At 60.0% G+C, this 15,012-nt stretch carries 15 protein-coding genes, 1 tRNA gene and 1 riboswitch; of the genes, 15 read left to right on the top strand and 1 reads right to left on the bottom strand.

Features of this window, described 5'->3' with window-relative positions; all coding sequences use genetic code 11:
- Positions 1-220 precede the first annotated feature (220 nt).
- Positions 221-487: a 30S ribosomal protein S20 gene (gene rpsT, locus LPW11_RS13880; protein WP_230994469.1), complete on the bottom strand. Its 267-nt coding sequence runs from the start codon at positions 485-487 to the stop codon at positions 221-223.
- Between the two features lie 423 nt (positions 488-910).
- On the opposite strand from rpsT, the gene miaB reads away from it, so the two are divergent.
- From miaB to LPW11_RS13955, 15 genes are all read left to right on the top strand, one after another.
- Positions 911-2,239, top strand: a complete 1,329-nt coding sequence (miaB, locus tag LPW11_RS13885) for a tRNA (N6-isopentenyl adenosine(37)-C2)-methylthiotransferase MiaB (RefSeq protein ID WP_230994470.1) — start codon at positions 911-913, stop codon at positions 2,237-2,239.
- A complete protein-coding gene (locus LPW11_RS13890) occupies positions 2,232-2,762 on the top strand; it encodes a bifunctional nuclease family protein (protein WP_230994471.1) in 531 nt (176 codons plus the stop codon). Before miaB ends, LPW11_RS13890 begins: the two co-directional genes overlap by 8 nt.
- Before the next feature lie 148 nt (positions 2,763-2,910).
- Positions 2,911-3,981: a M42 family metallopeptidase gene (locus LPW11_RS13895; protein WP_230994472.1), complete on the top strand. Its 1,071-nt coding sequence runs from the start codon at positions 2,911-2,913 to the stop codon at positions 3,979-3,981.
- A 279-nt stretch (positions 3,982-4,260) separates the two neighbouring features.
- Positions 4,261-5,730: an IMP dehydrogenase gene (gene guaB, locus LPW11_RS13900; protein ID WP_230994473.1), complete on the top strand. Its 1,470-nt coding sequence runs from the start codon at positions 4,261-4,263 to the stop codon at positions 5,728-5,730.
- A gap of 127 nt (positions 5,731-5,857) precedes the next feature.
- Entirely contained in the window at positions 5,858-7,408 is a 1,551-nt protein-coding gene (guaA, locus tag LPW11_RS13905; protein ID WP_230994474.1) for a glutamine-hydrolyzing GMP synthase, read from the top strand.
- Between the two features lie 217 nt (positions 7,409-7,625).
- The gene (locus LPW11_RS13910; RefSeq protein WP_230994475.1) at positions 7,626-8,285 is read left to right on the top strand and encodes an HAD family hydrolase; all 660 of its coding nucleotides are present in this window, start codon (positions 7,626-7,628) and stop codon (positions 8,283-8,285) included.
- Positions 8,286-8,423: 138 nt separating this feature from the next.
- Positions 8,424-8,735, top strand: a complete 312-nt coding sequence (gene flgM, locus LPW11_RS13915; protein WP_230994476.1) for a flagellar biosynthesis anti-sigma factor FlgM — start codon at positions 8,424-8,426, stop codon at positions 8,733-8,735.
- A gap of 66 nt (positions 8,736-8,801) precedes the next feature.
- Positions 8,802-8,876: transfer RNA gene (locus LPW11_RS13920), tRNA-Gly, on the top strand.
- Between the two features lie 103 nt (positions 8,877-8,979).
- Complete coding sequence (locus LPW11_RS13925) at positions 8,980-9,402, top strand: hypothetical protein (protein WP_230994477.1); 423 nt, start codon at positions 8,980-8,982, stop codon at positions 9,400-9,402.
- Positions 9,403-9,458: 56 nt separating this feature from the next.
- Entirely contained in the window at positions 9,459-9,797 is a 339-nt protein-coding gene (locus LPW11_RS13930) for a cupin domain-containing protein (RefSeq protein ID WP_230994478.1), read from the top strand.
- A gap of 453 nt (positions 9,798-10,250) precedes the next feature.
- Positions 10,251-10,327, top strand: a riboswitch (cyclic di-GMP riboswitch).
- A gap of 89 nt (positions 10,328-10,416) precedes the next feature.
- On the top strand, positions 10,417-11,328 hold the full coding sequence (locus LPW11_RS13935) for a DUF4382 domain-containing protein (protein WP_230994479.1): 912 nt from the start codon (positions 10,417-10,419) through the stop codon (positions 11,326-11,328).
- 535 nt (positions 11,329-11,863) lie between these two features.
- On the top strand, positions 11,864-12,085 hold the full coding sequence (locus LPW11_RS13940; RefSeq protein WP_230994480.1) for a ribbon-helix-helix protein, CopG family: 222 nt from the start codon (positions 11,864-11,866) through the stop codon (positions 12,083-12,085).
- Positions 12,086-12,144: 59 nt separating this feature from the next.
- Entirely contained in the window at positions 12,145-13,113 is a 969-nt protein-coding gene (locus tag LPW11_RS13945) for a Tim44 domain-containing protein (protein ID WP_230994481.1), read from the top strand.
- 302 nt (positions 13,114-13,415) lie between these two features.
- A complete protein-coding gene (locus tag LPW11_RS13950; RefSeq protein ID WP_230994482.1) occupies positions 13,416-14,042 on the top strand; it encodes a cysteine hydrolase family protein in 627 nt (208 codons plus the stop codon).
- Positions 14,043-14,101: 59 nt separating this feature from the next.
- Positions 14,102-15,001 (top strand): cyclase family protein, encoded by a 900-nt coding sequence (locus LPW11_RS13955; RefSeq protein WP_230994483.1) that lies wholly within the window; start codon positions 14,102-14,104, stop codon positions 14,999-15,001.
- Positions 15,002-15,012: the final 11 nt, after the last annotated feature.

Raw genomic sequence — 15,012 nt, forward strand, 5'->3', positions numbered from 1 at the left:
CCCCTGCGCGCCGGATTTACATGTGAGGTCAGATGTAGTCCATGTAGGCCGGGATAAGCCGCCAGGCGTTCCCGGCAGTCCACCACAGACGCAGCGGACACCAGCGAATGCCGGAAACGCTATCGCTTATTCCGCCCTGCAACGCAACGGTTCTGGAAACAAGAAAAGGGGACTCCCGAAACGGGATCCCCTTTTTCTCTTACTATTATGATCGGAGCTGTTACTGACCCAGCGTGTTCACCAGTTTGGTGAGACGGGACACATTCCTCGAAGCGTTGGAGGAGTGGATCACACCCTTGGTAGCAGCGCCGTCGATGACCGGAATAGCGAGAGCAAGCGCTTCTTTTGCAGCTGCCTGATCCTTGCTGGCCACAGCTTCGCGGACGCGCTTGATGAAGGTGCGCAGGGTGGAGCGAACGTGCTTGTTACGGTCCGTTCTTTTTTCCGTCTGCTTGATCCTTTTGAGTGCCGACTTATGATTTGCCAAACTACACCTCCGATGTATTTATAAGTAGAGCCGTGAATTTTCGAAAGTAAAACTTATACCACCGGCTGCAGGAAAGTGTCAAGAAAAAATCCTGCCAACCATTTCCGTCACCGTGCGCTTTTCCAAACGCCGACCATACCATTCCCCGTCACCCTTTTCCACCTATTTCTTCCGACAGTTTATCATCTCCGCCGTCGCGATGTTCGATCCGGGGTCAGGCTTTGCATTTTGCGATTTGGCTCGGCAAGTCCTAACGTCCGCCTCTTCGCCTTCCCACTGAGCCAGGGTTTGCGCCTTCCTGAAATCAGGGGAAGCAAAAGGTGGAGGGCGCCTGCTGGCGGGGTTCAAACCTGAAATGAGTTGACGAAAGAAGGGGAAACTGCGTAGAATCCGGCTCTATTTGTCATAATCAGAGGAAAACGCGTGAAACAGGAAAAATTGCTCTATCTGGAGACTTTCGGGTGCCAGATGAATGTGAGCGATTCCGAAAAAATAGTGGCACTGCTGAAAGGGATCGGCTACGGCGAGACGTCGGAGGCGGCGCAGGCCGACCTCATTCTTCTCAATACCTGCAGCATCCGCGCGACCGCGGAAAACCGCATGTACGGCCACCTCGGCAAGTTCAAGAGCCTGAAGAAGAGAAAGCCGGAGCTCATCATAGGCGTCGGCGGTTGCGTAGCGCAGCAGGAAGGTGAGCAGCTCCTGCGCAAGGCGCCCTTCGTGAACCTGGTCTTCGGCACCCACAACCTGCAGCTTCTTCCGGAGATGGTGCGCGCCGCTGCCGCGGGAAAGAGGCGCATCGAGACTACCTTCATCGACAACGAGGAACGCTTCGACCTCTTCCCCATAACGGGAGCGGAGGAGGGGGGCGTCACCCGCTTCGTCACCGTCATGCAGGGGTGCGACAACTTCTGCTCGTACTGCATCGTGCCGTACGTGCGCGGGCGGGAGATCAGCAGGAAAGCGGAGAAGGTTGTGCAGGAGATAGCGCAGCTTGCCGCCGCGGGGGTGACCGAGGTGACTCTCCTGGGGCAAAACGTGAACTCGTACGACCTGAAGAGTCCCGGCGAGCCTGATTTCCCCGAACTTCTGCACATGGTGGCGCAGATCGAGGGGATAAAGCGGCTGCGCTTCACCACGTCGCACCCGAAGGATATCTCGGAGCGGCTGATCTCCTGCTTTGCGGAGATCCCGAAGCTCGCGCCGCACATCCATCTCCCGGCCCAGTCGGGGAGCGACCGGATACTGGCCGCCATGAACCGCGGCTACACGAGGGCCCAGTACCTGGAGAAGATTGCGGCGCTAAAGAGCGCCTGCCCCGGGATCCAGATCACCGGAGACATCATCGTCGGCTTTCCGGGCGAGGACGAAGCTGCTTTCGAGGATACCCTCTCGCTGGTGGAGGAGGTGCAGTACGCGGACCTCTTTTCCTTCATCTACTCGCCGCGCCCCGGCACAAAGGCGGCGGAGCTCCCGGACGACGCGAGGCGTGCGGAGAAGCAGCCCCGTCTGGAGCGGCTGCAGGAGCGGCAGCGGCAGGTGACGCTGGGCAGGAACCAGAGCATGGTAGGAACGGTGCAGCAGGTTCTCGTCGAGGGGCCGAGCACCTCCGGCGAGGAGCTTTTCGGGCGCACCGGCGGGAACCGCGGCACGATCATGATGGGGGAGCGCTCCCTCGCCGGCCGCGTCGTCGACGTCCGCATCATCGAGGGGCTGCAGACACTTCTCAGGGGGGAGATCATCAATGCCTGATAGCAGAGTGGGTGACGATACTTTTCTCGAGATGCAGGTGTACGGCTTTGCGCTCGACGCCATCGCCCAGATGCCGGTGATAATCCTCAAGGACGCCAGCGGCGAGCACACCGTCCCCGTCTGGGTGAACGCCGCAGAGTCTGTCGCGTTTGCCGCAGAGTTTGTCGGCAGGGAAATCTCCGTCCGCAGCGGTAGAAAGGACCTCTTCACCTCTCTTCTCGAGCGGCTGGAGATGAAGATCGTCATGATTGCCATCGACGCCCTCAACGACGGGCTTTTCAGCGCATCGGTGCGCATGGAGACGACCGGCGGAGAGGAGCTCTGCCTCGACCTTCACGTCAGCGAGGCGATGCTTCTCTCCCTCAAATACCGGCTGCCGGTAATGGTAAAGCGGGAGATTCTCGGAAACATCGCCACCCTCGACATGAACGAGGAAGATTTCGCGAAAGAGAACAACGCCCGCCGCTTCGTCGACTTCCTCGACCAGCTCGACCCCTCTACCATGGGGAAGTATCCGATGTAGCGGATGTTGCAGTGCTTCGAACGACGGCTCACAGAGTCGCTTCAGGCGCAAAGAAGTATTTGAAATGAAATGTGGTTGAGGCTACGGTTAGTGATGAGGCTGCTGCGACTCTCATCTCGGCCTCGACCGATTAGATGGAGGTCTTGCCATGCGTGAAGCATCATTCGAATTCCTGAAAGCGCTCGTGCAGGCGCCGAGCCCTTCCGGCTACGAGCAGCCTGCCCAGCGCGTCTTTCGCGCCTACATCGAGCAGTACTCGCAGGTCGCCACCGATGTCATGGGGAATGTCTTCGGGCTGATCCAGGGGGAAGGGGAGCGCCGGCCCCGCGTCATGCTCGTCGGGCACAGCGACGAGATCGGCCTGCAGGTGCGCTACATCGACGACAACGGTTTCCTCTACTTCGGCGCCATCGGCGGCGTCGACTCCCAGATCACCCAGGGGCAGCGGGTTCAGGTTCATGGCGCGAAGGGGAGCGTGAACGGCGTCATCGGGAAGAAGCCGATCCACCTCATCGAGGCGAAGGACCGCGACAACGTGGTGAAGCTCGACGCGCAGTACATCGATATCGGCGCGGGAAACAAGAAAGAGGCGGAGGAGCTGGTGCGCGTGGGGGATCCGGTGACGATCGCGGTGGGGCTGGATCGCCTGGCAGGCGATCGCGTCGTCTCCCGCGGCTTCGACGACAAGGCCGGGAGCTTCGTGGTGGCCGAGGTGCTGCGCAGGGTCGCGGCGCTGGAGAAGCCGCTGGCGGTAGATCTCTACGGCGTCTCCTCCGTCCAGGAGGAGGTCGGACTGCGCGGCGGCACGACCAGCAGCTACTCGGTGAATCCGGACATCGGGATCTGCGTGGAGGTCGACTTTGCCACGGACCAGCCGGACGTGGACAAAAAGCTGCAGGGTGACGTGGGGATCGGGAAGGGGCCGATCCTGCCGAGGGGTGCCAACATCAACCCCGCCCTCTTTGACCTCTTGAGCCACAGTGCCGTGGAGGAGGGGATCCCGGTGCAGTACACCGGCGTTCCGCGGGCGACCGGCACGGATGCAAATGTCATGCAGATCTCACGAAACGGCGTCGCTACGGCTCTCGTGAAGATTCCGCTGCGCTACATGCACACCCCGGTGGAGCTCCTTTCGCTCCAGGACCTGGAGAACGCGGTCAGCCTCATCGTAGCCGCGCTCACCAGGATCAGCGACAAGGAAGTCTTCGTTCCCGCCTAGGGTCTGGCGGTTGCGCCGCCTGCGCGTTAAAAGGACAGCATAAAGCTGTAGCGCAACAACTCGCCCCTCCTTCCCTCCCTTCCGATGCGGGGAGGGAGGGGGGTACGGCCGAAGACAGCTCACCCTGCCGTTTTTGAGTAAACATAAAATCCTCCCATTGCGACCGTTTCACCCAATGATTTGAAGCATTTTTAACTCCTTTTTGATTGACTTGGGGGGCCGCGTGTACTAGATTTTTCGGTTAATATTCGTTCCCTGCAACAAGAAAAAGGAGTTTCCATGTTAGAAAGCAACCTCCCCGAAGGCCTTACCTTTGATGACGTCCTGCTCCTTCCGGCTCACTCGCAGATTCTCCCCCGAGATGTTGATCTCTCCACCAACCTGACCCGCAACATCCCGTTGAATATCCCGCTTCTGAGCGCAGCCATGGACACCGTCACGGAGTCGAGGGCAGCCATCTGCATGGCCCGCGAGGGGGGGCTCGGCTTCATCCACAAGAACTTCACCATTGCAGAGCAGGCGATGGAAGTCGACAAGGTGAAAAAGAGCGAGTCCGGCATGATCGTCGACCCGATCACCATGCGCCCCAACCAGCGCATCCGCGAGGCGCTCGAGATCATGGCGAAGTACCGCATCTCCGGCGTGCCTATCACGAAGGCGAACGGCAAGCTCGTCGGCATCCTCACCAACCGCGACCTCCGCTTCGAGACGAACCTCGATCTCCTCATTTCCGACCGCATGACGAAGAAAAACCTGGTCACCGTTCCGGTAGGGACGACGCTTGAGCAGGCAAAGGAACATCTGAAGCACACCCGCGTGGAGAAGCTCCTGGTGGTGGACGACGAGAAGAACCTGAAGGGGCTTATCACCATCAAGGACATCGAGAAGGTGAAGAAGTATCCGAACTCCTGCAAGGATGCGCTCGGCCGCCTGAGAGTCGGCGCAGCCGTCGGCCCGACCCCCGATGTGGAGGCCCGCATCGACGCCCTCATGCGCGCAGGGGTGGACGTCATCGCCATCGATACCGCGCACGGCCATTCCCAGGGGGTGCTCGACACCATCAGGCGCATCAAGTCGACCTTCCCCACCATCGAACTCGTTGCCGGAAACATCGCCACAGCCGACGCCGCCGAGGCGCTCATCGCCGCGGGCGTTGACGCCATCAAGGTCGGCATCGGCCCCGGCTCCATCTGCACCACCCGCGTCGTTGCCGGCATCGGGGTGCCGCAGATCACCGCCATCGCCGAGTGCTCCAAAGTGGCGAAGAAGCACGGTATCCCCCTTATCGCCGACGGCGGCATCAAGTACTCCGGCGACATTACGAAGGCTGTCGCAGCAGGCGCCGACGTCCTCATGATCGGCTCCCTCTTTGCCGGCACCGAGGAGTCCCCGGGCGACACCATCCTCTACCAGGGTCGCGCCTACAAGAGCTACCGCGGCATGGGCTCCATCGGCGCCATGAAGCAGGGGAGCAAGGACCGCTACTTCCAGTCCGACGTCGAGAGCGACGTGAAGCTCGTGCCGGAGGGTATCGAAGGGATGGTGCCGCTGCGCGGACCTCTCTCCTCCAGCGTGCACCAGCTCATGGGCGGCCTGCGCGCCGGCATGGGGTACACCGGGTGCCGCACTGTAGCGGACCTGCAGCAAAACGGCCGCTTCATCCGCATCACCGGCGCGGGCCTCAAGGAGTCCCACGTCCACGACGTGATGATCACTAAGGAAGCCCCGAACTACCAGGTCGAGAAGTAATTTCCTCAACGCAGGGACGCAAAAGGGGTGCTCCTCCTCCCGCACGGGGAGGGGGGGCACCGGTTCCGCAAGAATCAGGACCTGCTGCAGTCTCTTTCAATCGTTTTCAGAAAAGGATAGGGCGTACATGACCGTAGATATTCATTCCGAGAAGGTGCTGATACTTGACTTCGGCTCCCAGGTGACCCAGCTGATCGCGAGAAGGGTGCGTGAGCAGAGCGTCTACTGCGAAATCCACCCGTACAACATGGCGCTTGAGAAGATCAAGGCCTTCGCCCCGAAAGGGATCATCCTCTCCGGCGGCCCCTCCAGCGTCTACGACAAGGGTGCCCCCCTGTCCGACCTGGGGATCTACGACCTCGGCGTTCCGGTCCTCGGCATCTGCTACGGGATGCAGCTCATGACCCAGCAGCTCGGCGGGAAGGTAGAGCGTTGCGACAAGCGGGAATTCGGGCGCGCGCACCTTGCTCTGGAAGGTGCCAGCGAGATCTTCTCCGGCTTCTCCGGGAGCGTAGAGGTGTGGATGTCCCACGGCGACCGCATCCAGGCGATGCCCGCCGGCTTCCAGATCATGGCCACCACCGAAGGGTGCCCTGTTGCCGCCATGAAGGACGAGAAGAGGCGCTTCTACGGCGTCCAGTTCCACCCCGAAGTCGTGCACACCCCGCAGGGTGGCGAGATGCTCGGGAACTTCCTCTTCAACATCTGCGGCTGCAAGCCGACCTGGACGATGGCGAACTTCATCCAGACCGAGGTGGAAGCGATCCGTGCAAAGGTAGGCGACGGGAAGGTGCTGTGCGCCCTCTCCGGCGGGGTCGACTCCGCGGTAGTGGCGGTCCTCATCCACCGCGCCATCGGCGACCAGCTGCACTGCGTCTTCGTGAACAACGGTCTCCTCAGAAAAGGGGAGGCGGAGAAGGTGGTGAACCTCTTCACCAAGCACTTCCAGATCAACCTCGACTACGTGCAGGCCACCGAGCGCTTCCTCGACAAGCTCGAGGGGATCTCCGATCCGGAGCAGAAGCGGAAGATCATCGGCAACGAGTTCATCTACCTTTTCGAGGAAGAGGCGAAAAAGCTCGGGCAGGTCGACTACCTGGCGCAGGGGACCCTCTACCCGGACGTCATCGAGTCCGTCTCCACGAAAGGCCCCTCCGCGGTCATCAAGAGCCACCACAACGTGGGCGGGCTGCCGGAGAAGATGAACCTGAAGCTCCTCGAGCCGGTGCGTGAGCTCTTCAAGGACGAGGTGCGCCTCCTCGGCAAAGAGCTCGGTATGCCGGATGAGATGGTCTACCGTCAGCCCTTCCCGGGGCCGGGTCTCGCCATCAGGTGCATCGGCGAGCTCTCCGCGGAGAAGCTCGACATCCTGCGCGAGGCCGACGCCATCGTCATCGAAGAGATCAGGAAGGCGGGGTTATATCGCGAGATCTGGCAGTCATTTGCCGTACTCCTCCCGGTGAAGACGGTGGGGGTCATGGGGGATGCCAGGACCTACGAGTGGACCGTCGCGCTGCGTGCGGTGAACTCCCTCGACGGCATGACCGCCGACTGGGTAAAGCTGCCGTACGAGCTCCTGGGCTCGATTTCCTCCCGCATTATCAACGAAGTAAAAGGGGTGAACAGGGTGGTGTACGACATCAGCCAGAAGCCCCCCGCAACGATCGAGTGGGAATAAAACGGGTTCCCGCCTTTTCGGACGGTTTTTTGCAGTAAAATAGGCACAAGGACGCCGGGGCGACCCGGCGTTTCCTATTGGTGGACCCCTGGTCCACTTGGTCTGCCGCTTCAACTCCAAGCGGCGCCCAGGCGTCCCCTCCCTTTCAAGGGGAGGGACAGGGTGGGGATGGGGTTCAGCCCCATTAGGCTAAAAAGACAATAGAGGTGAGCGGAGCATGATCGGCATCAAACTGATAATCTTCGACCTGGACGGCACCCTCATCCATTCCCTTCCCGACCTCATTGACGCGACGAACACGGTGCGGGCGCATTTTTCCCTCCCGGAGCTCGACGCCGAGGCGGTACGCAAGCTGGTGGGGCAGGGCGCCCGGTCGCTGGTGCAGCGGGCCCTCCCGGGCTTCCCGAACGAGGCGATCGAGGAGGGACTCTCTATCTACATCAAGTACAACGCCGAGCACATCGCCGACAAGACGAGGCTGTACCCCGGGGTGAGCGAGACCCTTGAACAGCTCGACCAGATGGGGGTGCAGCAGGCCGTTGTTTCCAACAAGAACGTCGCCCTCTGCCACCAGGTCCTGAAGCAGTTTGGAGTCGACCAGTACTTCTCCGCGGTGCTGGGAGCCGACTCCCTCGCAGCGCGGAAGCCTTCGCCGGAGCCGGTCCTCACGCTGCTGCGCCACTTCGACGTCTCCGCTCGGCAAAGCGCGATCGTCGGGGACAGCATCAACGACATCGCGGCCGGAAACGGCGCCGGAATCATCACCATCGGCTGCAGCTACGGGTACGGCGATCTGTCAGAACTGGAAAGCGCCGAATACGTTGTCAGGGATTTTCCCGCCATCCTTAATCTCCCTGCTCTTAAAGTGGTGAAATAACGCAAAGCAGCCGCACTCGATCCGAAAAAGTGCCCTCGACACCGAAGGAAAAAAAGAACCATCTGTGATTTCCTGCTAAAGTATCGCTATGTGATACCGATAAGCAGAGCAAGTGGTAAAACTACGGGGGCTTTAGAAATGAAGATCGAAGATTCCAACCAGAAAATGGCAGTCATGCATCAGATGAACAACAGGGCCGAGAGGCCTGATGCCACCGGTGCACAGGCGCAGTCAGATTTGGTGGTGAAGCCGCAGCCTGCCGGTGACAAGGTAGAGTTGTCCGGCATGGTGCCCAGCATGAGCGCCGAGATGGTGAACCAGCAGGCGATGCGTGCGCAGCGCGTGCAGGAGATCAAGGCGCAGGTGCAGGCCGGGACGTACCAGGTGGACAGTCGTGCCGTCGCGGAGAAGATGCTCGCGAAAGTCGGAGCCGGCACCACCGTGCACTAATGGGTGAAGAGTAAAAAAGGGATTGACAGCAAGAGGCAGGGTGCGGTATAAAGAGCATCCTGTTGAGCGGGAATAACTCAGTGGTAGAGTGTCAGCTTCCCAAGCTGAAGGTCGCGGGTTCGAATCCCGTTTCCCGCTCCAAAAGATCCAAACCCCGGTGGCCCGAAGCTGCCGGGGTTTTCTTTTGTATGCACCTCGTGTGCACGTCCCCCCTCCCGCAGTGCCCCACGAAGCCGGTGGAGCAGTGAACCTGCTCACCGCCCACCACGTTACGCACAGTTTGCTGTTTGAGGAAGTGATGGGAAGATCAGTTGCATACTTGATCCTAGTAATTTTCGGACTGCTGCTCTGGAACTCCACCGGGCTGTTCGATGGATTGTTTAGTCGTGGAAACCTGGAGGAGCGTGCGAGGTTCTGGGAAGAGACGGTGGGCCGTGAGGCGCCAAAGGGAACTCCCAAAGGCATAGTGGATGCGTTGCTAGCGCGCCAAGGCATATCCCTCGAGTGCTTCCACTCCTCCGATACGCCTCCGGTGGCGGACTGCATCGCGGATGATCCGAACTCAAAGGCTGGAACGTCGCTTCACCCGATGGCCCTTCAGCTTCGCTTCGTCTTCCGTGATGAGAAACTGGAGAAATTCGAAACACACCCCCACGTGCTCCGCTAGACCCTGAACGCCAACGTGTGTCGCCGACGCCGTCCACGCTCATCCAGGAGGTTACAATGCCCGAGCTCTTCCCTCAGCCCATCAAAGAACTTCCGCACGCGAGCATCCCTCTCCAGGGCGTAACCGCGTACCTTTCGCAATCCCGATCGCACCAGATCATCTTCAAGGAATTTGCCGAGGACGTAGAACTGCCGGAACATGCCCACGCCGCCCAAGTAGGATTCGTGCTCGAGGGGAAGATTGAGCTGACCGTCGCAGGGAGCAGAGCGGTCTATACCAAGGGTGACAGGTACTTCATTCCTGCAGGGGAGTTGCACTCGGGAAAGATCTACGCGGGGTATGCAGACATTACCTTCTTCGACGAACCCGATCGTTACGCACCTGTACAGGAGTAGTAATGCCGGCGCCATAATCCGAATAAGAAGCGGTGAACCCAACTTCCGGGGTCAGGCTTTGCATTTGGGGATTTGCGCCAACGCTTGCGGTCAGGCTATTCAGTTTGCGATTGGAACAGGATCTCCTCCTTTTTCAGGAGCAGGGGCGGCATACACCGCCTGCACGCGAAGTCTTTGCGCTGCAGCGCAGTGTGAGGAGACGCCGTGCATCATGACCCCGTGCATCACTCACCGCATCAAATATCAAAATGCAAAGCCTGACCCCACGCAGTGGCTTCCTGCGGGCGCCCTGCATTCGGGAAAAATCTATGCGGGGCATGCAGACATTACCTTCTTCGATGAGCCCGATCGTTACGCACCTATACGAGAAACGGGTGCGACGCGTCCGAAGAGGTGTTGACAAGCATCAATTGCTGTGCATAATACGGCCACATTACATCACCCCTTGGTGGTAAACGATAATACTTAACCATCCGCGAGGATGGGGCGGAAAGCCTATAGGGTCTCCTTGAGACAGCCGGGTTGCCGAAATATCATCCGATATTCAGGCCCCGGCTTTTCTGCGTCTGGTGCCGGAAAAGTTCGGCCTGATTGGGGAAAACCACAAGGAGGATCGTTTATGTCGAGGAAAGTAAGAAGGATGTGGGGCGTTGTGGGGCTTTTCCTGGTGGCTGCTCTGGTACTCGCCCAGTTGCCGGGATGCGGCGGCGGTGGCAGTGGCAGTACTGCCGCCGTAGGGACGCTCAAGGTGAGTCTCACCGACAAACAGAGCGACACGTTTGCCAATGTCTTCATCGCCATCAAGGAAGTCCGCGTGGTGCCCCCCGGACTGGAAAACGCGCCGGACAACGATTCCCGCCTGCCGGTGGTGGTGACCTATGATACCCCGCATGTCGTGGATGTCCTGACCCTGCGCTTCCAGCAGGAACTGCTCGGGTCCATTCCGCTTCCCGCCGGTACCTACAACCAGGTGCGCCTCATCCTGGCCCCGAACCCCTCCGGCCAGGCCGATCCTGTCAATTACCTCACACTAAAGACGGCCCCGACAGTGAAGGTGCCGCTCACGACGCCCAGTGCACAGCAGTCCGGGCTCAAGGTGCTGGGGAATTTCGAGGTGAAGGCGGGGGTAATAAATGCAATCGTCCTCGATTTTGACCCGAACACGGCCATAGTCGCGCGTGGCAATGGCGCCTACAACCTGAAGCCGACAGGGATTCGCATCATCCAGACGAGCGCCAGCATGACCAGCTTCGGTGCCCTTTCGGGCACGGTCGTTTCCACCTCCAAAGACTGGTCGAGTGCGACGGTGTCGGTGGTGCCGCAGGGGGGAGTGAACCCTATAGCTGCCGGAACCATCTTCAGCAACTTCTCAAGCAACCGGTGGGAGGGACCGTTCACAGCCTTCGTCCCGGGAGGCTCATACCGCGTACACGTGACGGCTGCAGGCTTCGCCCCCTATTCTTCGCCACTTCAAACGGTAACAACAGGCACCGATACCTCCCTGGGAGATATCCTGCTCCTGACTCCCTGATCTGATGCCGACAAGCGTGCCCCATCTCCGGGCCAACCCGGGACAGGGCACGCTTCCTTCCGCTCCTTAGCCGCGCGCCTATCCCAAATTCGCACGTGCGCCTCTGCGGCAACAGAAAGGATGAAATGGCGTACACAAAAATTAGTTGCAAACGGTATTGAATCGATATAGTATCGATTCCATCTAAAGGGGAGTAGTTATCGGTCGGAGAAATGGCCGACCCGGATTCCGTCACTACGGTCGCAAGACCCGGAACCGGGGCAGATTCCACTGTCAACAAGACCTTTATCCAGGCGCCAGCCGCGGGTAAAGGTCTTTTTTATTACCCCTCCGGCAAAACGCCCACTGTGGGAGCCGGAGGGATGCCACGCAACACCCACCCTCCTTTCTTCCCACCGCACAATCCGGATTCAGCTCCGGACACCGCCCCCGTCACTCCTCCACAGGTTCTCGTTCCCGCGTCCGCTGCTGTGCTCGACGCGCGAGAGATCCGGCGGAGTTCGACACCATCCGATTCATCGAAAGGAGAAGTAGCATGCAGTACCATCAGAAAATCTCACGTACCACTGCCACCCGCAGGAAAAAGAAGGCGGCCGAGGATCACCTGAACAGCATCGTGTCCCTGCGCATCACCGATCAGGAAAAGGAGTTCCTCGACAGAGTCTCCAGGGCGACCTCCAGGAATGTGTCGGATGTGGTCAGGGAGGCGATCTCCTTCTGGGTCAGCACGCGGCAGACGCTCTGCCTGAAGCCATGATCGGCAAAAGAGTGAAAGGGGACGGTATGAACACAACAGTTGAAAGGAAGGAGAGAAGAATGAAACGCGTGTTACGAGGTGGTGTATTCCTGGCTGCCATGCTTTTTGCGGGGGTGACGGTTTTCGAGCAGCATGCTGAAGCGAGAGCCGGCGGCGGGCGCTCCATGGGAAGCCGCGGGTCGCGCAGCTACTCACAGCCCCGCTCGTCCTACAGCTACCCCGGTCAGTCACGTCCGTACGCGGCGCCCGCCACAAGACCGTTCCAGCAGCCACAATCCGGCGGCTTCCTGAGAAGTATGGCTGGGGGGATCATGGGCGGCCTCCTCGGCGGGATGCTCTTCAGCAGCCTCGGCTTTGCCGGAGGGGCAGGGGGCTTCGGGGGGGGCGGAATAGGGGTGATCGAGATCATCCTTTTGGCCGGGATCGGTTACCTCATCTTTCGCATGGTGCGGAAAAAGATGACCCCCGCTACCGCCACTGCTTATGGCGGAACGCAGCGTCGCTCGCCGGAGGTGATCAATTACGGGTACCCGGCTACATCGCACCCCTCCTACGGCGCCGGTGCCGCAGAGACTACGGACAACGCCGACAGCGGGATCGACCAGATCCGCCGCATGGATCCCGGCTTCGACGAAAGCCGCTTCAACGATGCAGCAATGGATATCTTCTTCAAGATTCAGGGTGCCTGGATGAGGCGCGACCTCTCCACCGTGTCGGGGCTGCTGACCGATGAGATGAGGGATGTCCTCGAGACGGATGTGAAGCGTCTGCTGCAGGAGCGGCGGGTGAACAGGCTGGAGCAGATAGCGGTGAGGAAGGTGGAAATAGTGGAGGCGTGGCAGGAGATGGGGCAGGATTACCTCACCACCCTTTTCCAGGCCAACCTCCTCGATTACACGACTGACGAGTCCACCGGCGCCATCGTATCGGGGAGCGCAACCGAGCCGGTGCGCTTCGAGGAGTACTGGACCTTCGTTCGTCCTGTCGGCAACAATCCCTGGCGGCTTACTTCCATCGAGCAGAAGTAGCGTTGAAAGTTGGACATTCCCCCCCTGTCCGCAGGGGGGGGATTTATGGGTGAAAGCACAAAAGCGCTAGCGCACGCTACGAGGCTGCCCCGCTCATCCCGTCTCCACAGGCCCACTCCTACCCCCGTTACGCAGCAACGAAAATCCTCCTTTACCACGCAAAGAAGCTCCTTTTCCCGGTCCTCGACCTCCCGGTCTATTGCCTCCACACAATAGGTTTGTATAAGTAATGAAGCGATGCAGGGAAAAAAAGTAACACAGGTCGCCGGCATATCCTTCTGCACTGGAGAACGGAGGACACGATGCCTACAAACAACGAGGATCTGCACGGAAATGTTCCCGAGAATTGTGCCGTGGCACTCCTGCTCATCGACGTCATCAACGATATGGAGTTTGACGGTGCGGAGGCGCTGGTGGAGCAGGCTGTTCCGATGGCGCGCAGAATCGCGGAATTGAAGCGGCGGGCGAAGGAGGCGTGCATCCCTGCCATCTACGTGAACGACAACTTCGGGCGGTGGAAGTCGGACTTCAGGCTCGTCGTCGAGCATTGCCTGAATGACCACGTCAGGGGAGAGCCGGTTGCTCGCATTCTTCAGCCGGCCGACGATGACTACTTCGTGCTGAAACCGAAGCACTCCGCCTTTTATGCCACCACCCTCGACACGCTCCTGACCTATCTCGGAGCTCGCACCCTTATCCTGACCGGCATTGCCGGCAACATCTGCATCCTCTTCAGCGCAAATGACGCGTACATGCGGGATCTGAACATATTCGTGCCGTCGGACTGCGTGGTATCGAACACGCCAGGGGAGAATGAGCACGCCCTCGAACAGATGCAGAAGGTTCTGAAGGCAGATATCACCCCGTCTCCCGATCTGGACCTCGAGGAGATGCTCAGATGGAGCAGCGAGCAGCAATTGCGACGGTAAGTCAGGAGGTCGATCTTTTACTTTTGAGACGCGGCTGTGAGGTGCCAAGGGAGGGGCGTATGAAGTACCTGTGGATTGTGCTACTGACGGCGCTTTGCTTTGCGGGGTGCAGCACGCCGTCTCAGCCGCGACTCTGGCAGCTCTACGAGAGGGAGCTGAAGGGGGCGAAATATGTCGATCTTACCCATACCATCACTCCGGCCATACCGGTCTGGGAAGGATTTGCCCCCTCCACCTTCGGGCCGGCCCTCAATCCGAAGAGCGGCGCTCCGTACAGTTGGGAAAAGGACGGGTTCGAGGCGACCCGCTACATGCTGGCAACTGATCAGCTTGGCACCCAGCTCGATCCTCCCGCTCACTGGAACCCGGAGTATCCTGCAATCGATGAGTTGCCGCCGACCTTTGCAGTCCGTCCCCTCGTGGTGATATCGATTGTTGATCAGGTGGAGAGAGATCCCGGCTACACCCTGACGGTGGACGATGTAAAGGGGTGGGAGTCGAGGCACGGGCGGATCCCGGAGGGCTCTGTCGTCTTCGTCCGTTCCGGGTGGTCCGGGTCGTGGCCCGATCCCGCTCTCGCCACTCGCCGCCCCTTTCCGGGGGTATCGCTGGCGGCGCTGAAGTTCCTGCACGAAGAGCGGCACATCCTTTTTCACGGTCACGAGCCGCTCGACACCGACGCGACCCCCAACCTCGAGGGAGAGGCGTGGCTCCTGCAAAACGGCTACACCCAGGCGGAGGGGGTGGCGCATCTCGACCAGGTTCCGGAGAGAGGGGCGCTCGTGGTCATCGGTTTCCCGAAGTTCAAGGGAGGGTTGGGCGGCTATGCCCGGTTCATTGCCATCTGCCCCCCCGACTGGAAATATGGCGTAGCAGCCGGAGAGGTGCCGGAGAGCCCCCTGGCGAAAGCGCCGAAGCCTCTGCATTGGGATGAGAAGCTCGGCGTGCGGGTGAGGTGACAGGCGGGAAT

The sequence above is a fragment of the Geomonas sp. RF6 genome, assembly GCF_021044625.1.
Classification (GTDB): Bacteria; Desulfobacterota; Desulfuromonadia; order Geobacterales; family Geobacteraceae; genus RF6.